This is a genomic window from Sulfidibacter corallicola (genome assembly GCF_017498545.1).
Taxonomy (GTDB): domain Bacteria; phylum Acidobacteriota; class Holophagae; order Acanthopleuribacterales; family Acanthopleuribacteraceae; genus Sulfidibacter; species Sulfidibacter corallicola.
Genome location: NZ_CP071793.1, coordinates 11754682 through 11775646, shown reverse-complemented (window position 1 = coordinate 11775646; position 20965 = coordinate 11754682). Strand labels below are relative to the sequence as shown.

Below are 20965 nucleotides of genomic sequence, written 5' to 3'. Positions count from 1 at the left end.
TGATAGGGAACCAAATAGTTGCATTTTTTGATTGACATGCAACCATATGGTTGCCTATCTTGAAGCCATGGACAAGGTTTTCAAAGCGCTCGCTGATCCTCAGCGCCGTCTCCTGCTCGATCGACTCTTCGAATGCGACGGTTTGAGCCTCAAGGATTTGGTCGAGGGATTGGATATTTCCCGTCAGGCGGTTGCCAAGCATCTCCACTTGTTGGAAGACGCGGGCCTGGTCGTCATTCATTGGCAGGGCCGGGTCAAGCTGCACTATCTCAATCCCATTCCCATTCGGCAGATTCACGACCGATGGATATCCAAATTTTCGGTACCGAGGGTCCAGGCCTTGGTAGACCTTGCCCGCGATTTGGAACAATCAGGAAAAAAAGGAGATGAGCCATGACCCAGAAGCCGGAGCACGTTTACAGCATCTTCATTCAAGCCGATCCCGAACGCATCTGGGATGCACTCACCATGGGAGAATTCACGCGCCAGTATTTTCATGAGACCCGGATTCAATCGACCTGGGAAATCGGGTCCCCGGTCACCTATGAAAACGAAGATGGATCCCTCGCAGTCAGCGGCGAAGTGATGGAGGTGGATCGCCCGCGCCGCCTGGTGTTTTCCTGGCAGTTTCAGTACGATCCGGAGCTGGCCGCCGAGCCTCATTCGCGGGTGAGCTTCGATATCGAACCCAAGGGAGAGGTCTGTCTTCTCAAGATCGTGCACGACCAATTCATTCCCGAGAGCAAGACCCTGCAACACATTCAGGGCGGTTGGGAAGCGATCATGTGTGCCCTGAAAACGTTCTTGGAAACCGGCACCGCCATGCCGATTCCGCCCAAGGGAACCTGAGGTTCTTCAGCGGCCAGGCCGGCAATCGATAGGGTGGAAGCGGTGCAGGTCTTCGTAACGGAAACGCCATTCCGGGGTGATCAGGGCACCGGACGACCGTGCGGGGTACCACGCGGACTCGCGGTTGCCGGGGTTCTTCAGGATGTGAAAATCCTGAGCCGGCATGTAGCTCTGGCCGATCAGAAACCGGCGTTCCCCGTTTTGGTTCTGCACCACATCCAGAACCAAGACCGCATGGCCGGGATAACCACCTTGAATGAAAACATCACCGGGCAATACCTCGGCCGGGTTCTCCACGCGTTTCAGTTCGCGAACCAGGGAGGCCGAACCGGCATAGGTGAACACGATGTCCAAGTACTTGCGAAAGTTGGCGTGACTGTCGTCGGTCGAACGCCCTGGTCGCCATACGACTTTGTTCCCGTTCACTTGGGGCCGCATGCCGCTGCGCCAATCCGTCCACCTGGCGGGGTCGCCACTGGTGAAATTGAATCGAATCGCGTCCTGACAGCCGGTGGCGAACAGGTACTCTGCCCGGAGCCGCATGACCGCATCGGCACACTGCTGTAAATCTCTCCGGCCCGTATCGATGTCCACGACCGCCACATGCACGCCCTGTTCGGGCTTCCGATGACCGCTGTGGAGGTGAACGGCGGTTCCCTCGGGTCGCAGCGGCAGGTTTCGCAACCAGTCCGCGAAGCCGTGGTTCGCGCCGGGAAGGCGATCGTATCCGGCCGGTGGCGAAAAGCGTTCGGCGAGCCGTTCGGCGGGCCGCTCACCGGGCACTTGGCGCAGCCAGGGATAGTTGGATGCCGGCGGTGGTGCCATCCACCAACTCGATGCGATGAAGAAACAACAAACGACGGGTGTGATCATGTCTTGTCCTGGTCGGCCCTTGACCGGTTTCGGCCAGGGGTCTTTTTTTCCTGGTGATCGAGGTTGCGTTTCGACGAGGGGCCGCGCGTCGAATCAGTGGGAGTGCGCCTCCTGGCCCGTGTCGACCATGGCGCCGGCAATCAGGCCACCGAAGAAGGTGCGGGCGCCGCGCCGCCAGAGGGAGAACAGGTAAAGGCCCACCAAAAGAACCAGCGACACGATTTGGTACCAGGCCCAGTGGTGTTCGTGGCCGGCCACGGTGAGGGGTGCGAAGTCGGGAAGTACGGCATTGGTAAGGAAACCCAACGCAACTGTAATGGTTAAGGTGACCAATCCAAAAAGAAAGGCCGCTTTTTTTCCGTGGAGCTGGCGCAGCACGCCGAACGTGGTCACGTTGGTGGCCGGGCCCGTCAGAAGAAAGGCCAGGGCCGCGCCGGGAGAGACGCCGTTCATCAGAAAGACGGCGATCAACGGGGTGGCCCCCGCCGCGCAGACATAAACGGGCATGCCCAGCAGGGCGAAGATCGGAATCTCCAAACCGTCTGGAAGCCCGGAAAGCATGCCGTTGCTCAGGAGTGGGTTGGCCACGGCCGCGATCAGGAGGCCCACCAGGATCCAAGGCCCGGTGTGATCCACCAAGTCGCATAGCCCTTCTTTCAGGCCGCCGCGCAGCTTCTCCATCATGGTGGGCGCGGGCTGGTGGTCACTCCCGTTGCAGCAGGATTTTTTTGGTGCGGGTGGGTCGAGCACCGGTGCCATGCGCCCGACCACGACACCCACCACGAGGGCGACGAGGGCCGCCGCGAGCACCCGGGTCAGGGTCATTTCGCCACCCAACAACGGCAGGGAGAGCAGTACCGCATCCAACCCCAATTCGGGCGTGGCGATCAGGAACGCCATGGCAGCCGTGGGCGGGGCGCCCTTGCGAATGAGTGTGTGGTACAGGGGAACCACACCGCAAGAACAGACCGGTAGGGGCAGGCCCACCAACATGCCTCGCATGGACTGGCCGAGGGACCTGCCTTTCTTGATCCACTTCACGTAGGAATCGGGCATGAATGCGGAAACGATGCCTGCCAGAACATAGGCGAGCAACAGTGCGGGCGCGCTCTCCCGGGCCAAATCGACGAAGGTGTGGGCCATGTCACCGAGCCAGGCCGATTCGGTATGGGTCAGGTGATCGGCCAACAGGTAAATCAAAAACAGGCAGCCGAGCAGGTTGCCCGTACCCTCGAACCAACGATTGGGATGCGGCTGGCCGCAGTCGGCTCCGCGCGCATGGGGTCGATGGAAGACCACGTGGAGTAGGGTGCCGCCCACAAAGGCCTGAAACAGGGCCATGCCACCGGTGGAAAAGGTGGCCAAAACCTGGGGAGCCAGGTAGAAACCACCCAAACTGCCCAGCGCGATGGTGCCCAGGGTGGCTGCGGCGAAGCGCGCACCGTAACTGGGACGGACGAACCACCACACCGTCAACCCGATGGGGAAGCTGTGAAGCAGAATGCCCCAGGCCAGTAGGGGGCCGCCGGGATGATGACCGTTGCCGTGGTCCCCGGCCGAAGTGAGGGTGGCGCCGTCGGCCATGGCGCGGAGCAGCAAACCGCCAATGGCCAAAATCAGGGTGATCAGGTGGGTCTGCCGTTCGTATCGGTGAAAAAATCGCTCGGAAAGGGTGGGGAGCAGGGCGCCGCCGGCCAGGAAGAGCAGCGCGGGCCAACCGCCGTGAATCAGGGATTCGGGCAGGGTGACGGCCAGAACCAATCCGCCGATGGCCACGAAGATGAAACCATCGATGAGGTGGAGCCCATGGTGCCGGCCGGATAGCATTCGGTACACGAGTGGCCCGGCGAGGAGAGAGATCAGGCTGGCGAGCAGTAGAAACACGAAGGTGCTCCCTGAGAAATGTGAAGTGGGGCCGAGCCCGGATGGCAGGGCGGAATCGCCGTGAGAAAGGACTGCGTGAGCGGTTCCCGACAGGTCCTTCATTATCGCCATATCCAGAAACCGTGAAAAGGGGAGAGGTGCCATGGCAAAATACCAGTTTTAAGCCGGACACTTTAATAGATGTTGAAATATGAAATCATGATCGGCTGCCGTTGTCAATTTCTCCGTGCTCCGACACGCGCCGCATGACATTTCCGCGGAGCTCGCTTGTCGATGGGGAGTGGACGGGCTCCGCGGTCGTTGGAAAACGATGGATTGGGATGTCGCCCCCATCACCTCGCGCTTAAAAACCTTTGAATTTCGCGGCTTTGTGATTTATCTTGGTTGTAGGCATTTTCAAAACATCACTAGCCCCATTTTTTCAATCCCTGTCTCTGTTCACGAATTGAAGAGATGTTCCTCTTCGCTTGCCTGCAACCTGTAGGGGGTTGTCGCATGAACGAATTCTGAGTGCCTTTTCGACATAGCCCGGTAAATCCCCCACATCTCATTCTTTCAGCATACTCGGGTTCCTGCCCCGTCGTTGGTGGGCCTCGCACCTCAGCGTACGGCCCACCACGGCCCAGGAACCGTTCGGATGCGACCCACAAAAAAAGCGGCGCCCCATTTTAAGAGCGCCGGGATTGAGATGAAAAAAGGTTGGCTTCGATCAGGGGAATCACGGGCCTGTACGCATCTTACAAGTCTTTCACGGTTTGTGTGTCGGCGCAGGTCGCGGTATGGCGGTGGGCCGCGCCCCATCGAGAAGCCGGGTAGGACGATCTGGCGCGAATGGTCATTGGGGAAAAGGGTTGACAGTCGCTGGACCCATGATTTAGGTTTGGTTGACTTTGATACTTAGTCTCATTATTAGAAGTATGTATTTTGAGGATCTTCTGATGACTTTTTCTCTTTACGCCGACGCTTCCAGGCGTGCCCGCCTGACGGCACATGCCGCCCTTTTCGTTCGTCTCGTCCTCGTCGTTCTTCTTGGTTTCACGCTTGCCTGCAGTGATTCCGACGACGATGACAACTCAAACCCGACGCCTACCACTCCGAACTTGGACAATCTCAAGGCCGATATCGCCGAGAACTACGCGACCTTGGTGCATACTTCCTACCTGGATTCGCTCCAGCTCGCTTCCGCCATGCAAACGACCATTGTGGCGTTCGTGAACAATCCCAATGCGGAAACCCACGCCGCGGCCAAGGAAGCCTGGCTCGCCGCACGTGTACCCTACGGCCAGACGGAATCCTACCGCTTCTACGACGGCCCGATCGACGATGCAAACGGGCCCGAGGGCGCGCTCAACGCCTGGCCCCTCGACGAAAACTACATCGACTACGTCACCGGTTTTCCCGATACCGGCATCGTCAACGATCCCGTGAATTTTCCCGAATTGACCAAGGAGCTGTTGCGCGACCTCAACGAGAAAGACGGTGAGGCCAACATCTCCACCGGCTTCCACGCCATCGAATTCCTTCTTTGGGGCCAGGACGGCTTCGTGGACGGTCCCGGTCAGCGCAGCCACGTCGACTTCGTTCTCGAGGACGCCGCCGCCTCCAACCAGGATCGCCGCGGCCAATACCTGTTGCTCGTGACCGAAATGCTGATCGAAGACCTGCAGTTCCTGGTCGGCGCCTGGGCGCCCGACCAGTCCGGCAACTACCGCGAGACCTTCGTGGCTGATGGTGACGAGGCGTTGCGCAGCATGTTGTTGGGCATCGGCAGTCTTTCCGGGGCGGAACTGGCCGGCGAACGCATGGCAGTCGCACTGGACACCCGCGAACAGGAAGACGAGCATAGCTGCTTCAGCGACAACACCCACATCGACATCATCATGAATGCGCTGGGCATCAAGAACGTGTACCTGGGTCGCTTCGAAACGACGTCGGGCGTCGTGCACGACGGACCCGGTCTCGACGAGTTGATGAGCTTCGTCGACGATACCCTCAATCAAGAAATGTTGGCTCAATTGGATACCGTCGAGACTGCGTGTGCGGCGATTCCGGTGCCCTTCGACCAGGCGATCCGCACTGAATCCGGCCGTCCGATCGTGCAGGTTGCCGTGGACGAGCTTCGTGCGCAAACCACCCTCATCGTATCCATCGCGGAAGCATTGGATATCACTCTGAACTTGGAAGAATAGGCGGTAGACATGGAGCGAGGATATTCCTGGGCGCGGTATTGGCCGTGCCTGCTACTGCTGTGCGCACTTGCCTGTAGTTCGAGCGGAGATGACGGGGACACCACAACCCCACCCACGGTGGATCCCCGTTTTACCGCGCCCGAGGCAGGCGAAGAATTGAGTGGAGGCGGAACCACCGTCTTCGAAACCAGCCCCAACGCATTCGGTCTCTCGGCGCGCAATATGAGCGCCGAACGCCGCACCGACTTCCTGGTGGGCAATTCGTTTTTCGAACAAAACTGGGTCATCGCACCCGCTTCCACGGAGGCCAGGGACGGATTGGGTCCGCTTTTCAACGCGCGTTCCTGTTCGTCCTGTCACCTTCGTGACGGTCGGGGACGTCCACCGGAAAACCCGGGCGACGCTCTCGTCTCGATGCTGTTCCGGTTGAGCGTTCCAGGGGAAGACGCCAACGGCGGTCCTCTCGGGGATCCGATCTATGGAACCCAGCTCAACGGCGCCTCGATTCCGGGCGTGGCCCCGGAGGGCTTCGGTGAAGTCCAGTACGAGGAAATCTCCGGAACCTACTCGGATGGCGAAACCTACAGCCTGAGACGGCCGACCTATTCCATCAGCGATCCCGCCTACGGGTCGTTTCGCGAAGATCTGCTGATCTCCCCGCGGGTGGCGCCGGCGATGATCGGTTTGGGCCTGCTGGAGTTCATCCCGGCCGATACGATATTGGCGGCCGCCGATCCCGATGACGCGAACGGCGATGGGATCTCGGGCAAAGCCAATTTTGTGTGGGACGTCGAAGCGGGAGAAACGGTCTTGGGTCGATTCGGTTGGAAATCGAATCAACCGGACATTCGCCAGCAAACGGCCGGCGCCTTCCTGGGCGACATCGGCATCACTTCCTCCCTCTTCCCGACGGAAAACTGTTCCGACGCCCAACAGGATTGCGTGGCCGCACCCAATGGCGGCGAGCCCGAACTCAGTGCGAATACGCTGGACAAGGTGGTTTTCTATTCGCGGACCCTGGCCGTGCCCGCACGGCGCGACGTCGGTGCCGCCAACGTCTTGAACGGCAAGCGAATGTTCTACGAATCCGGCTGTACCGACTGCCATACCCCGAAGTACACCACCGCGACCCTCGAAGATTTCCCCGAACTCTCGGAGCAACTCATTTGGCCCTATACCGATCTGCTGCTCCACGACATGGGTGAAGGACTCGCCGATGGGCGACCGGACTTTCTGGCCAACGGCTCCGAATGGCGCACCCCGCCGCTTTGGGGCATCGGCCTGAACGAAACGGTATCGGGCCACGACAACCTGCTGCACGACGGCCGCGCTCGTGGCTTCGCCGAAGCCATCCTGTGGCACGGCGGCGAGGCGGAAGCGGCCAAAGAGGCGTTTCGCACGATGCCGAAAAGCGATCGTGACGATTTGATCGCCTTTTTGAGATCACTGTGACGCTACGGGATCGCCTCGCGATCCTCGATGCGTGTGCGTGACCCATCGGAAAACCAAGGCGGGCCTCTCCTGGTCCGCCGTTTTCAGCGCGCCCTGGGAAACCGGTTATCGTAGCGCGCTTGGAAGAGCTGACTTGAGGATATATGTCATGATACGAGCGATCAGAACCACGCTTTTTGTCGCATCTCTTTCGGCCTTGGCCGCACTTGTGAGTTGCGGGGGCGGGGGAGGCGGTGGAGGTGACACCGGCGGCGGTACGACGCCTGACCCCACCTTCGACTTCAACGGTTTCTTGAGTCAAACCGGTGACCAGATGATTCAGGGGTTCGATACCTTTGCCGCCGAATGCGGCGACCTGCAAACCGCGGCCGAGGCGTTTCGCGATCAACCCGACGATGTGCGGCTCCAGGAGCTGCGCGACGCATGGTTGGCAGCCTCTCGAGCGTGGAATACGACCGAGACCTACCAATTCGGTCCGGTATCCGATGAGCGTTGGGACAACCAGGCCTATTTCTGGCCGACGCGGCCGAACAGTGTAGAGTCGGTCGTGGCCGGATCCGACGTGCTGGATGCCGATCACATGGTCCAATTGGGCACCGCTTCCAAAGGGTTGCCGGCGATGGAATACCTGCTGTTCGAAGCGGGTTCCGTGGAAGACACTCTGGCTCGGTTGCGCGACGGTACCGATGCGGCCCGGCGGCGCGACTACCTGGTGGGCATCGCCGTCGATTTGAACCGAGTGGCCGCCCAGATCCAACTGATCTACGCGCCCGAAGGCCAGGACTACCTGGAGGCCTGGGAAACCGCCCGCACCGGTAACGACACCTTCCCTTCGTTCCAGTCGGCACTGTCGGTGCTGGTCAATCAGGTGGTCTTTCGCATCGAGGACGTTCGCAACACCAAAATCGGCAAGCCGTTGGGTGACGACACCGGTGGTGAACCGCGTCCTGAAACCGTCGAAGCGCCCTACAGCCACACCTCACTGGTGCTGATGCGGGCCAACCTGGAATCCTCGCGTGCCGTGATTTTCGGGCGTTTGGGTGGACAGGACGGCTTGGGCTTGGACGATTACCTGACGTTCCTCAATTCAAATCTCGGGTCCTCGATCGATTCGCAATACGACGACATCTTTGCCGCGATCGACGCCATCGAGGCCGAGGGGTTGACGCTGACCCAGGCGGTCACCGAGCGCTCCGAATTGGTGGACGCGCTTTCCGAACGAGTTCGCGAACTGATCGTCCTGACCAAAACCGACATGGCCGGGGTCATGGGGGTGACCATCACCTTCAACGACAACGACGGCGATTGAGGAGCTCGGCGGGATGAAGGGCGTGCGCGAACGATTGATGCAGCCGGTCGATGCGGCGTCGCTTGGCGTTTTTCGCATCTGCTTCGGTTTGATGATGGCCGGCGGCTCACTTCGTTTTCTGCTGAAAGGCTGGGTCGACGAGCTTTACGTGGTTCCCGAATACCATTTCACCTATTTCGGATTCGAATGGGTTCGGGTCCTGCCGTCGTTCTGGATGCACGCCCTGTTCATCGCCCTGATCGTTCTGGGCCTGATGGTGGCCGCGGGTCTTTTTTACCGGGCCGCCATCGTTTCCTTTTTCGTGATCTTCACCTACGTGGAATTGATCGATAAGACCAACTACCTGAATCATTACTACTTTATCAGCCTGATCGCCTTTTTGATGATCTGGTTGCCCGCCGGACGGGTCTGGTCGCTCGACGCCCTCCGGCGCCCCGATCGGGCCGTCGATCAGGTGCCGGCCTGGTGCATGTGGTGCCTTCGACTCCAGATGGGCGTGCTCTATTTCTTCGCGGGCTTGGCCAAGGTCAACCCCGACTGGCTGTTCCAGGCCGAGCCGCTCGGCACCTGGTTGCGGGCCAATGCAGGTTTGCAGGGCATCGGCTCGCTGCTGGGGCATTCCTTCACCGCCTATTTCATGAGCTGGAGCGGCATGATCTACGATCTCACCATTCCGTTCTGGCTCCTTTGGTCGCGGTCGCGGCCCTTCGCCTATGCGACCGTCATTTTTTTCCATTTCACCACAGCGATGTTGTTCTACATCGGGATGTTCCCCTGGGTCATGATGGTGTGCACCCTGCTGTTCTTCCCGCCGGACTGGCCACGCCCGTGGGTGAAGCGCTTCGCGACCTGGTTCGGTTCGCGGCGTTTGGCCGAGGCGACAGGTTCGCCTGGGAATAGGCTTGCCCGGATCACCTTCCCGAATGCGGTCATCTGGGGCATGGGTCTGTTCTTCCTGGTGCAGTTGGTGTTGCCGATGCGGTACCTGCTCTATCCGGGCAACGTATTGTGGCACGAACAGGGTTTTCGGTTTTCGTGGCGCGTCATGTTGGTGGAGAAAACCGGTCATGCCGAGTTTCGCGTCGTCGATCGTCGGGACGGGAGGCAGTGGCGGGTGGATCCCGCGGCGTTTCTCACCTTGCAGCAGCGGAAGATGATGAGCACCCAGCCGGACATGATCCTTGAATTCGCCCATTTCCTGGGGGATCACTACGCGATGCGGGGTTGTGCCGAACCGGCCGTGTTCGCCGATGTGTGGGTGTCCTGGAACGGAAGGCGCGCCCGGCGGTTGATCGACCCCGAGGTCGACCTGTTCCGCGAGCGCGAATCCCTGCTTCCCAAGCATTGGATCCTGCCCGAACCGGAATCGGCCGCTCGGGTTCGCTCACTGACCAGGCAGTGAAAAGGAGCGCGGAGGAAATCCAGCGCGCCATGGGTGAGGTTTGTCTAGTACCTATCCAGAAACAGCGGTTTTTTGAAAGGGCTCCCCTGAATCGGTCGGTTCTCAATGCCAACTGGTATCAAGAGTCAGGCATCAGGTGTCAGCTAATCACCTATGAACAATGATCCCGCTGAGGCCTGATCGCGTGCCCATCCAGTCAAACCACCTTGGGAGTGGTCACCCATCCGTTTTTGGATGGGCACGATCTATTAATAATGTATGGAAGGTCGTCGGGACCTTTCCGGAAAAAACGGGTACGCTGCCTTGGAGATCCCGGCCAATTGCGAATTGGGGTCGGACATCGGGTCTCGCGTGCCTAGGATACCGACGTTGCCGAGACCCGATACCTGAAATCTGAATGCGTGCCCATCCAGCGATGCCACCTCGGATGACAGGTGTTCGCCAGGTGCTGGATGGGCACCAATCTAGATGGCCGACTCTTCCACTTTGTGGATCGTCTTGGTGTTCGAGGGATTCTTTTCGAAGCTGAAAACCAGTTCGCCTTCGGCGAAGTCGATCACGGCCGTGCCGCCTTCGGTGAGCGCTCCGAAAAGGAGCTCGGAGGCCAGTCGCTGCTTGATGTCCTGGTCGATCACCCGGCTCAGGGGCCGCGCGCCGAATGCCTTGTCGTAGCCTTTCTCGGCCAGGTGTGCCCGGGCCGGCGGCGTGAGGCGGAGCTGGACGCTCTTGTCCAGGAGCTGGTGATCCAATTCGTCGATGAACTTGTCGACCACCTTTTCCATGATTTCCTTGGACAGGTGATTGAAGTGGATGGTGCCGTCGAGGCGGTTGCGGAACTCCGGGGTGAACAACTTTTCCAGGGCCTGTTTGCCCTTGGATTTGGCGCCCGAGGTGCTGTCGCCGAAGCCGATGCTGCCCGAGGCCATGTCGCTCGCGCCCGCGTTGCTGGTCATGATGATGATGGCGTTGCGGAAATCGGCCTTCTTGCCGTTGTGGTCGGTCAGGCTGGCGTGGTCCATCACCTGGAGCAGGATGTTGAAAATGTCGGGATGGGCCTTTTCGATTTCGTCCAGCAGGATTACCGAGTACGGCGATTTGTTGACCGCATCGGTCAGCAGGCCTGCCTGGTCGAAACCCACGTAGCCCGGAGGAGCCCCGATCAGCCGCGACACCGAGTGTTTCTCCATGTACTCGCTCATGTCGAAGCGCACGAAATTGACGGCGAGAATGTGGGCGAGCTGTTTGGCCACTTCCGTCTTGCCCACCCCGGTGGGGCCGGCGAACAGGAAGCTGCCCACCGGTTTGTCACCGGTTCGCAGGCCGGAACGGCTCATGATGATGGCCTTGCTCAAGGCGAGGATCGCCTGGTCCTGGCCGAACACCACCAATTTCAGGTCGCGTTCCAGGTTGGAAAGACGCTCCCCTTCGGTGGTCGACACGGTCTTGGGCGGGATCTTGGCCATGGAGGCGATGATTTCTTCCACATCCGCCGTTTCGATCAGCGTCTTGCGCTCTTCGACCGGGTGGAGCTGTTGCGCGGCCCCGACTTCGTCGATGACGTCGATCGCCTTGTCGGGCAGGTGGCGGTGGTTGATGTGTTTGGCGGCCAGGTCGGCGGCCGATTTGAGGGCCTCGTTGGCGTATTTGACGCTGTGGTGTTTCTCGTATTTCGGCTTGAGGCCCAGCAGGATCTGATAGGTTTCGCCGGCGGAGGGTTCGTTGATGTCGATCTTTTGGAACCGCCGTGCGAGCGCGCGATCCTTTTCGAAACTGGCGCGGTAATCCTCGTGCGTCGTCGAGCCGATGCACTTCAGTTCCCCGCTGGCCAAAGCCGGTTTGAGGATGTTGGACGCGTCCATGCTGCCGCCACTGGTGGCGCCGGCACCCACGATGGTATGGATCTCGTCGATGAACAGGATGGCGTGGGGCACTTCCTGGAGGGCTTTGACCACGCCTTTCAGGCGGGCCTCGAACTCACCCCGGAACTTGGTGTTGGCCAGCAGGGCACCCATGTCGAGGGCGAAGATGCGCGCGTCCTTCAGGACTTCGGGCACCTCGGCCTTCTGGATCATGAGGGCCAATCCTTCCGCCAGCGCCGTTTTACCTACGCCGGGATCGCCGATGTAGAGTGGATTGTTCTTCTTGCGGCGGCACAGCACCTGAATCGTGCGGCGAACTTCTTTTTCGCGACCAATCAGCGGATCGATCTTGCCTTCCTCGGCCTGTGCGACCAGGTCGACCGTGAAGGCCTCGAGCGGGTTCTTGCCTCCCTCGGCGCCGCGGGCGGCTTCACCCACTTCCTCGATTTCGTAGTGGTGATCGCCTTCCACTTTCGAAATGCCGTGGGAGATGTAGTTGATGACGTCGAAGCGGCTGATACCCTGCTTTTCGATCAGGTACACCGAGTAGGAGTCTTTTTCACGAAACATGCTGACCAGGACGTTGCCGCTGTCCATTTCGGTGCGGCCCGAGGATTGGACGTGCAGGGCCGCGCGTTGCAGCACCCGCTGGATCGCCAGGGTCTGACGGGGGTCGATATCCACCGAGTCCGGTAGTTGCTCGACCTGGTTGAGCAGGTAATCTTCCAGGTCGCTGCGCAATTGCTCCACGTTGCCGCCGCACTTGACGACGATGTCCTTGGCTTTGGCGGTCTGAAGGAGCGCGTAGAGCAGGTGTTCTAGGGTGAAGAACTCGTGGTTCCGACGTTTGGCGTCGTTGTAGGCGTGATGGATCGCCTGTTCCAAGTCTTTACTGATCATGGGTGTACCTCACTCTTCTTCGAGAACGCAACGCAATGGGTATTCATTCTGGCGGGCCGCTTCCGTAACCATCGCTACTTTCATTTCGGCGACTTCGAAGGAAAAGACACCGGCAACACCGCTTCCGGTTGTATGGACGGACATCATGAGATTGTGTGCCTCGGTGGGCGTTTTATGGAATATGGATTCGAGGACATAGACCACGAACTCCATGGAGGTGTAATCGTCATTCAAGAGGATGACCTTGTATTTTTTAGGCACCTTGGCCTTGGTCTCCTCTTTGGTAATGACCTCAACGTTTTCGTCGAACTTAGCCATAAACGGTTGTCACGCTCCTCGTGCATTCAGTTTTCTCACCAATTTATATCACGTCCAGGCCCTGGGCAAAGTGAGGTGGTTGGCGAAGGAGGCTACCCGAATCGGCGGTCCTGGACGAACGGAAAGAAGGCGAGGGTCGTTCTCCGGGATGCCGTGACGCGCCGGGGCGGGGATCGAGGCGATTCGAACCCGTGGCGTGTCGATGGATTGCGGCCTGCCGGCTTACATCCCGCCTTGGGTTCCGTCTTTCGGGGCACGAGACCGACGCCCCGTAACCACCTGGGTGCAATCTCCGGGTCCTCCGCGACCTCGGTGGTAGAAAAAAACCTTCACCGAAAAACCATGTTCGACTGCGGCGGGTTCCTCCGCTTTTTGGAGTTAATCGTTGTCGCCTGGCCTGAAGACCACTAGAATAACCGAGTTTGCGAGGTGTTCGGTTCCCTTTCGATCCGATCCGGTTGGGTGACTCGTACCCGATCTGGTATCGGGTTTGCGCTTTTGGCGCCCGGACGAGACGCGGTGCGTCGTTTTCGCGACATCTTTTTTTCGATCTTTGCAAAATCATGTTAGGTGATCTTGTCAGGGTCGTGCTAGTATGGTCGGGTTGTGGAAAGACCAACGGCCTTTTTGGGGCCTCTCGCGATACGCCGTTATTTTTTTGAGAGGAAGCAAACCGATTTGAATACTTGCTGATCCCCGATTTCCACACCGCGTTTTTTTTGTTTTTGAAGAACACGAATACCAAGAATTTTGTTTGTTAGTGACTCAAGGAGCATCAATGGCTAAAAAGTCAAAAATTGCCAGAAACCTCCACCGCATGAAGATGGTGGAAAAATACCGTGAGCGTCGCAAAGAGTTGCTCAAGATCATGAACGATCCCGAGACTCCCGACGCCGAGCGCGAAGAAGCCGCTCGCAAGTTCAACAACATTCCTCGGGATGCCAGCCCCACACGCGTTCGCGTGCGCTGTGAGATTACCGGTCGCCCTCGTGGTAACTACCGCAAGTATCGCCTTTCTCGTAACAAGTTCCGCGAGCTCTCTCTCGCCGGTTTGTTGCCCGGTGTGACCAAGTCCAGTTGGTAAGTCTCGTTGGAATGGAGCGTCGCCGAGATTCGCGACGCTGAATCCGAGCCGATTCAGATTTCGGCCTCAAGTGATTCATGGATAACTATCGAAAGAGGAAAACAGCATGAGAGTTGTGAATTCCATTAAAACCGTGAAGAACCGCCATAAAGATTGCAAAGTGGTTCGTCGCCGTGGGGTTACGTTCGTCATCAACAAGACCAACCCCAAATTCAAAGCGCGTCAGGGCAAGCCTGGTAAGAAGAAGTTTTACTAAGTCGCGCTGTTTCACGGTCAGATTGAAAAAGGCGTCGCTCCTCGTGAGCGGCGCTTTTTTTATTTGGGCTTTGCGGTGATGTTTGGTAGATACCGCCCTGTGTGTGAAAGAGGGGTGGCTCTGAGGAGTTGTGCGGTCGGGAGTTGGTCGTTTTGGTTGTGAGCCCTGTGAGTGGATGGCGGACTTGTGATAGTGGGTTTCGCTGGGCCCATAAACGACAAAAGCCACCCGAAGGTGGCTTGTTGTGTGTCGTTTTTTTATGAAGGGAAGATGGTGGAGCCAAGGGGACTTGAACCCCTGACCTTTGCACTGCCAGTGCAACGCTCTCCCAACTGAGCTATGGCCCCATCAAGCGACGGGCGTTAGAATACTGTATTCATTCTGATTGCACAAGAAAAAAATCGAAAAAAAACGAGAATCTCCTAAGTGCCCTGAATCGATCTGGTTAGTGCTGATCCCAAAACGGGAATGCGCCGCTTTCGGGTCAATTGACCGGCCCGTTGGGCCGAGCTGAGACCGGTCGTTGGGCTGGGACGGGTGGCTTGGGAGCTGCGGAAGCCCGGCGCATGGTCAGAGCCAGGTTTTGGCGATCTTTGCGGCCTTGCTGTCGGGGTAGCGCTCGATGACGCGGCGGTAGTCTTCGCGGGCTTCGTCCAGTTGCCCCAGCCGTTCGCGCGCCTTGCCCAGTTTGAGGAGGGCATCGGGAACCTTGTGGGACTTGGGATGTCGTTCCAGGACCTTTTGGAAAGCCAGGATCGCCTGATTGTAATTGCCGCGATCGTATTCGATTTCGCCGAGCCAATACAGGGCGTTTGGCGCGAGTTTGTGGTCGGCGTGGTTCTTGGCGATGTTTTGGTAGATCGCCTTGGCCTCGTTGAAGCGGCGGGCCTCGTAGTGCTTGTAGGCTTCCTGGTACTTGGCGTCGATATCGAAAATGCCCATTTCGACCAGGGGTGCCCGGTCGATCTCGTTCGAGCTCTCGATTGTCGAGGAATCCGATGCGTGCGTCCCGCTGGAAGAGGGCGCCGTCTCCGCGTCGGTGGGCAGGTCTTCGCTGTACACGCGGGGTTCCGGTTGGAACCGAGGCTCGTCATTCACGGAGGTGGCGGACGCTGCGGGCGTGTGATCGGGCACCTTGTCCGACGTATCCTCGAGCGATGCGTTCAGTCGCTTCAGTTCGGCCAGCGTGCGTTGGGTTTCGACGAGCTGTCGTTCGAGGACCTCGACCCGGTCCTGCATGGCCTCGAGTGATGGATCGGTCTGCGGTTCCTTGACGCAGGCGGTGGACATCGCGAGTAGGGCCAAAAGGCACCTTGCGACGCGACTCTTGCCCGCGGACCCGGTTCGGTCGCCGCGGATATGGAGAAGAGGTTGGTACGTCATGACTCATGTACTCCGTAACCCGAGGGGAACGGATACGCGATACCTGGGTTACCGGTTTTAGACTTCGGGTTTGAGATGCGGGATTTTCAGGTCCTTGATGCGTTTGGACAGGGTGTTGCGATGCATGCCCAGAGCCTTTGCCGAGAGCCCGATGTTGCCGTTGTGGCGTTTCAGGATTTCCCTGATATAGGTTGATTCGAGCTCCTTCTTTGCGAATTGGAGATCGATATCGTTATTGATGAGTTCGGCAACAAGTTCGGATAATTTATGATGCAAAATGTCACTCGCGATCAGAGAAACCGCTTCTGGCAGACCCTGAGGAAGAGGGGGCTAAGGCTGGAGCCCGGGGCCGCGGCACAGCAAAGGATAAGGTCCCGGAAGGAGGGCCAGAGGCAGAATCGAAGTCATGGGCTGTCTTGACAAAGCCTAAATCTAAAATAGCACTTTTGCTTTTTTGCCAACAAGGGAAGAAACGAACGAACTCAGAGTTTCAGTTATAACCTGCTTGGCATAAGAGTGTTGTGGATGGACGGGCATCTGGCTGGGTGCTTTTGCGGGAACCGGGTGTCATGCAATGTCCACATCCCCGGGCCCGCTTCGGCGGACACCGAAAGGGTCCCGGTCGCGGCCTGTTCCGCACCTGACCGTTCTGGATTGGCGAATCGACTCTTGCGACCTGCCGCCTGAAATCATATGCTTTCCTTGGTCTCCTGAAATCTAGCCGCCCATTATCAACCTTCATGAGTCCCAGCGTTTTTTCCCCTAGTCGAAACTCCCCCGTTTTGCGATGGGACATGCGTTTTACGCGCCTGGGAACCTTCTTTTCCGAACAAGTTTGTCAGTGAATTGAGGAGCTAACATGGCTGAGCACAAGCCTTTTAAATGGAAACGGAAAACCAAGATCGTATGCACCATGGGCCCTGCAGTGAACAATCGCGAAAAAATGCGTGAGTTGATGCTTGCCGGAATGGACCTGGCCCGCGTCAATTGTTCCCACGGTGAGCCGGAAACCCGTACCGAATTGGTGCGCCTGATTCGCGAGGTTTCCGCGGAAGTCGGCATCATGGTTCCCATCATGTTCGACCTCCAGGGGCCCAAGATTCGTTTGGGTCGCCTGGAACGCGACATTCCCCTTGTGCGTGGCCAAAAGCTGGTTATTTCCAGCGGGGATCAGATCGGGAGCGAGGAAGAGCTGTTCACCACTTACGAGTATTTCGCCCAGGACGTCAATCCTGGCGAGATGGTCTTGATCGACGACGGCAAGATCGGCCTGCGGGTGACCGCTGTCGAGGGCCCCCGCGTTTTTGCAGAGGTGGTCGTGCCCGGCGTGTTGAAGCAACGCAAGGGCATCAACCTTCCGGATACCAAGATCACGGCGCCGTCCCTCAGTGAAAAGGATCTCCAGGATCTGCGTCAGGCCGTTTCCGAGGGCGTGGATTTCGTGGCGGTTTCGTTCGTGCGCCACGCCGAGGACATGGTTCAGGTGCGTCGCGAGGCCGATGCGGCCGGCAAGCACAACCTGCACTTCATTTCCAAGATCGAGCGCCCCGAAGCGCTGGAACACCTGATTCCCATCATCAATCACTCCGACGGGGTCATGGTCGCCCGCGGTGACTTGGGTGTCGAAATCGGCTCCGAGCGCGTGCCGTTGTTACAAAAGGAAATCATCATGCGGGCCAACCTGGCCGGCAAATTCGTGATTACGGCCACCCAGATGCTGGAGTCCATGATCGAGTTGCCGGTGCCCACCCGGGCCGAGGCTTCCGACGTGGCCAACGCGATTCTGGATGGAACCGACGCCTGCATGCTTTCCGCCGAAACCGCCGCGGGCGAATACCCCATCGAAGCGGTTCGGATGATGGCCAAAATCGCCCAGGAGGCCGAAGGCCATGCGATCTACCGCTACCAGTCGCCGTCTTTGCCCAAGGGCAGCATCCACCACATCCCCGATGGCGTCAGCACGGCCGCTTTCCACACTGCATCCCTGATGGGCGCCCGCCTGCTGGTGGCGTTCACCAATTCGGGCAGTTCGGCCCTGAAGCTGTCCAAGCGTCATCCCGATACCCTGATCGTCGGCGCCACCATTCACGAACACATCGCGCGGCGTTTGCGCGCCTACTGGGGCGTCATCCCCCTGCTGATCAGCGAACCGGCCTCGATCGAGGAAATGTTCCAGGAAGTACAGCAGGCGATCTTCGAAAAGGATTTGGTACGTGAGGGCGATATCGCCATTTTGACCGCGGGACACCCGCTGTGGACCTCGGGCAGTACCAACCTGCTCAAAGTCATGGAGATCACGGCGGTCAACGAGTCGTGACCGACCGGGATGCGCGGGATCGCGGCTGCGGCCGTGATTTCGCGTTCTGGTTGATGCCGGGTGCGCGCTGGTCGGCGCCCCTTGCGAAAACGATCGATGCCCTGGCGGTTCGGCACGGCGCTCGAGCCGCCGGCTCGTTCGCGCCGCACATCACCCTGTACGGCGGCAAGACGGACGATCCGACCGAGGCGGTCGCATGGACCGACGAACTGGCGAAGGGCCGGCATCCGTTGCCGCTCAACGTGTCGGGCATCGACGCGAGGGAATCCTATTTCCAGACACTCTTTCTGGATTTCGCCATCACTCCTTCGTTGACGGCGATGTTTCACGAGGTCGTCGCGGCATTGGGCAACCCCAAAAACTACGAACTTCGCCCTCATCTCAGCCTGCTCTACGCCGATATGTCCCTCGCGCAAAAGCGGCGGGAGGTGGATCGCCTGATGCGCTCCGATGTGGCGGCCTATGTGGGAACCGACCTGGTGTTCGATCGCCTGGCCCTGGTGGCGCCGAACGATGCGGGCTTGGGCTGGCGGAACCTGTCTTCGTGGCGTGTGTTGGCTTCGGCGGACCTGGCCTGAGCGACGGGCCGAAATCTCATCGGTTGCGGTTGTGGCACGGTGTGGGCCCATGGGTTGCCCGGGCCCGGAAGACCGGGGTAACGTGTGAAGCTCCGAACACGCCACCCCGGACCCGTGGTTCATTCCGGCGTGTAGGCCGCCGCATCCTTCTGAAACTGCTCCTGGAGCTTTTTCAGTTTCTTCTTGCCCAGGGGACCAAGGGCTTGGATCGCCTGCATCATGCGGTTGCGGGACACGTCGCTGCCCACGATCTCCAATACTTCGAACATCGGCGGGGCCACCGTCTTGCCGGTGACCGCGACGCGTACGGCGTGGGTTGCCTGACGTAGGTTCCAACCATGGATCTGGGCGACCTTGACGATCGCGGCTTCGAGCGCTTCTTTTTGGAAGTCCACCACTTTCTCCAGTTCCCAAACCAGCTTTTGCAGAAAGTCCCGGGTGTCTTCGGGTTCCTTGCCCTTGGGAGCCAGGAGCGCCTTGTCGTACGCCAGGTCGGAGTAGAAAAAGAAATCGCAGTGCTTCATGAAGTCACCCAGCTTGTGGATGCGCTTGGACATCACGGGAATCAGGCGGCGCAGAAAATCATCGTTGAAGCGCCATTCCTTCAAGTGCGTCAGGATCTCGTCCTCGGAAAGCGTGGCGACGTGTTTCTGGTTCAACCAGTTCAGCTTGTCCAGGGTGAAGATCGGGCCACCGAGGCTCATGCGCTGAATGTCGAAGGACGCCACCATCTCGTCCAGCGAAAAGACTTCCGCACCGTCGGGCTGGCTGTAGGCCATGGTGCCCAAAAAGTTGAGCAAGGCCTTGGGGAGGATGCCCAGGTCGCGGTAATAGAGGATGGAAGTGGGATTTTTGCGTTTCGAGAGTTTCGAACCGTCTTCGTTGCGCAGCAGCGGTAGGTGGATCACCTGGGGCGCCTGCCAGCCGAAGTATTCGTAGAGCAGGATGTGTTTGGGCAGGCTGGGTAGCCATTCCTCGCCGCGAATGACATGGGTGATGCCCATCAGGTGGTCGTCCACGACATTGGCCAGGTGGTAGGTTGGGAAACCGTCGGATTTCATGAGGACCTGGTGGTCGATCAGGCGGTATTCGAATTCGACCTCGCCGCGCAGGGGATCCTGAACGGTGCAGACACCATCGTCCGGGATCCGCATGCGCACGGTGTACGGAAGGTTTTCCGCCTCTCGGGCCGCGATCTCGGCGGGTTCCAGACGGCCGCAGAGCCCGTCGTAACCGATGTGTGCGCCGGCCGCGCGTTGCTCTTCGCGCAGGGCTTCCAGACGCTGGGGCGTGCAAAAGCATTTGTAGGCGTGCCCGGCATCCAGCAGACGGGTCAGGTGTTCCCGATAGATCTCGGTGCGCTCGCTCTGGCGGTAAGGGCCGTGGGGACCACCCACATCGGGTCCTTCGTCCCAGCTCAGTCCGGTCCATCGCAACGCGTTGAGGATCATTTCCTCATAAACCGGTTTCGAGCGGCTTTGGTCGGTGTCCTCGATACGCAGGACAAATTGACCCCCGCGCGATTTTGCGAAGCAATAATTGTAGAGCGCGATATAGGCGGTGCCCACGTGCGGGGATCCGGTGGGCGAGGGCGCAATGCGGACGCGCGTAACTTCTTGAGATTGAGTGGCGGACATGTAACGAGCCTCCTTGGGTTTGCCCGCGAGGCGGCCGAAAAGGACCGAATGGGATCCGGTGAAAGAGGGGCCGCCTCGAGGAATCATCGGCTTGGGACTGCAGGTCGCGATTGTCATTCACCGGGTGAGCGGGTTAGGATGGCGTTAGCAGTCGCGCGACGAACCGGCAAATTATACCCAAATTGACCGATTCTTGGCGGTACACTCGCACAATCTTCTGAGCTGCAACGCATCGTGAAAATGCTCGATCCGGTGGCGGCCCCGTACTTTCCAAGTACGCCCCTGAAGGCCGGACCCGCACATTTCGCGACGCGTTTCACTTCGGCATTTTGCACGGGGTTGGGCCTTCCGATTGCATCTAACTGAATCGCACACTTTGGGTTATGGCCTTCGGGTGGAGAACCGCCAGAACCACGGGGGGCCGGTGTGGGGGTCGCGTGGACGGCACTGGCCAGAGAGGAGAATAGGGAACGCTAGGAAGCAAAAAGAAGAAGAAAAACCGATCAAAAGACTAAAAAATGTTAAAGCTTACTGGGCAATTTTCCGTAGATTGAGGTAAGGGAAGCGAAAGAATCCATAAGAACGGGTAAATGACGACATAAAAGCGTGAAAAATTGAAGCTGTGTGAAAGAAAGGCGCTTTTTAAAAATACGGAAGCCCTTGAAGCCCGGTATT

Annotated in this window: 17 protein-coding genes and 1 tRNA gene; 10 read left to right on the top strand and 8 right to left on the bottom strand. The window is 58.9% G+C overall.

All coding sequences use genetic code 11. From position 1 onward, the window contains the following. Positions 1-46: 46 nt before the first annotated feature. A complete protein-coding gene (locus J3U87_RS35505) occupies positions 47-397 on the top strand; it encodes an ArsR/SmtB family transcription factor (RefSeq protein ID WP_420038244.1) in 351 nt (116 codons plus the stop codon). Next, entirely contained in the window at positions 394-849 is a 456-nt protein-coding gene (locus J3U87_RS34880; protein ID WP_237380858.1) for an SRPBCC family protein, read from the top strand. The genes J3U87_RS35505 and J3U87_RS34880 overlap by 4 nt, the downstream gene beginning before the upstream one ends. Before the next feature lie 6 nt (positions 850-855). Here J3U87_RS34880 and J3U87_RS34875 read toward each other — a convergent pair whose 3' ends face one another. After that, complete coding sequence (locus J3U87_RS34875; protein WP_237380857.1) at positions 856-1722, bottom strand: DUF4846 domain-containing protein; 867 nt, start codon at positions 1720-1722, stop codon at positions 856-858. A 93-nt stretch (positions 1723-1815) separates the two neighbouring features. Beyond that, positions 1816-3606 (bottom strand): permease, encoded by a 1791-nt coding sequence (locus J3U87_RS34870; protein WP_237380855.1) that lies wholly within the window; start codon positions 3604-3606, stop codon positions 1816-1818. Between the two features lie 938 nt (positions 3607-4544). Between J3U87_RS34870 and J3U87_RS34865 the strand changes: the two genes are divergently transcribed. The 4 genes from J3U87_RS34865 to J3U87_RS34850 all read left to right on the top strand — a co-directional run bounded on the left by J3U87_RS34865 (position 4545) and on the right by J3U87_RS34850 (position 9958). Next, complete coding sequence (locus tag J3U87_RS34865; RefSeq protein WP_237380853.1) at positions 4545-5795, top strand: imelysin family protein; 1251 nt, start codon at positions 4545-4547, stop codon at positions 5793-5795. Between the two features lie 9 nt (positions 5796-5804). After that, positions 5805-7247, top strand: a complete 1443-nt coding sequence (locus J3U87_RS34860; protein WP_237380851.1) for a di-heme oxidoreductase family protein — start codon at positions 5805-5807, stop codon at positions 7245-7247. A 148-nt stretch (positions 7248-7395) separates the two neighbouring features. Beyond that, a complete protein-coding gene (locus J3U87_RS34855) occupies positions 7396-8556 on the top strand; it encodes an imelysin family protein (RefSeq protein ID WP_237380849.1) in 1161 nt (386 codons plus the stop codon). 13 nt (positions 8557-8569) lie between these two features. Next, on the top strand, positions 8570-9958 hold the full coding sequence (locus J3U87_RS34850; RefSeq protein WP_237380847.1) for an HTTM domain-containing protein: 1389 nt from the start codon (positions 8570-8572) through the stop codon (positions 9956-9958). A gap of 464 nt (positions 9959-10422) precedes the next feature. Here the strand turns inward: J3U87_RS34850 and clpA are convergent, their stop codons facing one another. Both clpA and J3U87_RS34840 read right to left on the bottom strand, forming a co-directional pair. Continuing rightward, positions 10423-12717 carry an ATP-dependent Clp protease ATP-binding subunit ClpA gene (clpA, locus tag J3U87_RS34845; RefSeq protein ID WP_237380844.1) on the bottom strand — a complete coding sequence of 765 codons (2295 nt, stop codon included), beginning with the start codon at positions 12715-12717 and terminating at the stop codon, positions 10423-10425. 9 nt (positions 12718-12726) lie between these two features. Then, positions 12727-13035, bottom strand: a complete 309-nt coding sequence (locus J3U87_RS34840; protein WP_237380842.1) for an ATP-dependent Clp protease adaptor ClpS — start codon at positions 13033-13035, stop codon at positions 12727-12729. 778 nt (positions 13036-13813) lie between these two features. Here J3U87_RS34840 and rpsN point away from each other — a divergent pair. Together rpsN and ykgO are read left to right on the top strand one after the other, a co-directional pair. Next, positions 13814-14119, top strand: coding sequence for a 30S ribosomal protein S14 (gene rpsN, locus J3U87_RS34835; RefSeq protein WP_237380840.1), 306 nt, complete (start codon positions 13814-13816; stop codon positions 14117-14119). 106 nt (positions 14120-14225) lie between these two features. After that, positions 14226-14375 carry a type B 50S ribosomal protein L36 gene (ykgO, locus tag J3U87_RS34830; RefSeq protein ID WP_237380828.1) on the top strand — a complete coding sequence of 50 codons (150 nt, stop codon included), beginning with the start codon at positions 14226-14228 and terminating at the stop codon, positions 14373-14375. Between the two features lie 271 nt (positions 14376-14646). Here ykgO and J3U87_RS34825 read toward each other — a convergent pair. From J3U87_RS34825 to J3U87_RS34815, 3 genes are all read right to left on the bottom strand, one after another. Continuing rightward, positions 14647-14722, bottom strand: a tRNA-Ala gene (locus tag J3U87_RS34825). A 223-nt stretch (positions 14723-14945) separates the two neighbouring features. Next, positions 14946-15758, bottom strand: coding sequence for a tol-pal system protein YbgF (ybgF, locus tag J3U87_RS34820; RefSeq protein ID WP_237380826.1), 813 nt, complete (start codon positions 15756-15758; stop codon positions 14946-14948). Between the two features lie 57 nt (positions 15759-15815). Next, positions 15816-16034, bottom strand: coding sequence for a helix-turn-helix domain-containing protein (locus J3U87_RS34815; RefSeq protein ID WP_237380824.1), 219 nt, complete (start codon positions 16032-16034; stop codon positions 15816-15818). A gap of 583 nt (positions 16035-16617) precedes the next feature. Between J3U87_RS34815 and pyk the strand changes: the two genes are divergently transcribed. Continuing rightward, complete coding sequence (gene pyk / locus J3U87_RS34810; RefSeq protein WP_237380823.1) at positions 16618-18075, top strand: pyruvate kinase; 1458 nt, start codon at positions 16618-16620, stop codon at positions 18073-18075. Beyond that, positions 18072-18653, top strand: coding sequence for a 2'-5' RNA ligase family protein (locus J3U87_RS34805; protein WP_237380821.1), 582 nt, complete (start codon positions 18072-18074; stop codon positions 18651-18653). The genes pyk and J3U87_RS34805 overlap by 4 nt, the downstream gene beginning before the upstream one ends. A gap of 119 nt (positions 18654-18772) precedes the next feature. On the opposite strand, the gene gltX is transcribed toward J3U87_RS34805, so the two are convergent. Further along, positions 18773-20290 (bottom strand): glutamate--tRNA ligase, encoded by a 1518-nt coding sequence (gene gltX / locus J3U87_RS34800; protein WP_237380819.1) that lies wholly within the window; start codon positions 20288-20290, stop codon positions 18773-18775. Positions 20291-20965 lie beyond the last annotated feature (675 nt).

Bases quoted from the DNA above. Each gene is read 5' to 3' on its own strand.
- J3U87_RS35505 (WP_420038244.1), top strand. From the start codon at position 47: ATGGTTGCCTATCTTGAAGCCATGGACAAGGTTTTCAAAGCGCTCGCT.
- J3U87_RS34880 (WP_237380858.1), top strand. From the start codon at position 394: ATGACCCAGAAGCCGGAGCACGTTTACAGCATCTTCATTCAAGCCGAT.
- J3U87_RS34875 (WP_237380857.1), bottom strand. From the start codon at position 1,722: ATGATCACACCCGTCGTTTGTTGTTTCTTCATCGCATCGAGTTGGTGG.
- J3U87_RS34865 (WP_237380853.1), top strand. From the start codon at position 4,545: ATGACTTTTTCTCTTTACGCCGACGCTTCCAGGCGTGCCCGCCTGACG.
- J3U87_RS34860 (WP_237380851.1), top strand. From the start codon at position 5,805: ATGGAGCGAGGATATTCCTGGGCGCGGTATTGGCCGTGCCTGCTACTG.
- J3U87_RS34855 (WP_237380849.1), top strand. From the start codon at position 7,396: ATGATACGAGCGATCAGAACCACGCTTTTTGTCGCATCTCTTTCGGCC.
- J3U87_RS34850 (WP_237380847.1), top strand. From the start codon at position 8,570: ATGAAGGGCGTGCGCGAACGATTGATGCAGCCGGTCGATGCGGCGTCG.
- clpA (WP_237380844.1), bottom strand. From the start codon at position 12,717: ATGATCAGTAAAGACTTGGAACAGGCGATCCATCACGCCTACAACGAC.
- J3U87_RS34840 (WP_237380842.1), bottom strand. From the start codon at position 13,035: ATGGCTAAGTTCGACGAAAACGTTGAGGTCATTACCAAAGAGGAGACC.
- rpsN (WP_237380840.1), top strand. From the start codon at position 13,814: ATGGCTAAAAAGTCAAAAATTGCCAGAAACCTCCACCGCATGAAGATG.
- ykgO (WP_237380828.1), top strand. From the start codon at position 14,226: ATGAGAGTTGTGAATTCCATTAAAACCGTGAAGAACCGCCATAAAGAT.
- ybgF (WP_237380826.1), bottom strand. From the start codon at position 15,758: ATGACGTACCAACCTCTTCTCCATATCCGCGGCGACCGAACCGGGTCC.
- pyk (WP_237380823.1), top strand. From the start codon at position 16,618: ATGGCTGAGCACAAGCCTTTTAAATGGAAACGGAAAACCAAGATCGTA.
- gltX (WP_237380819.1), bottom strand. From the start codon at position 20,290: ATGTCCGCCACTCAATCTCAAGAAGTTACGCGCGTCCGCATTGCGCCC.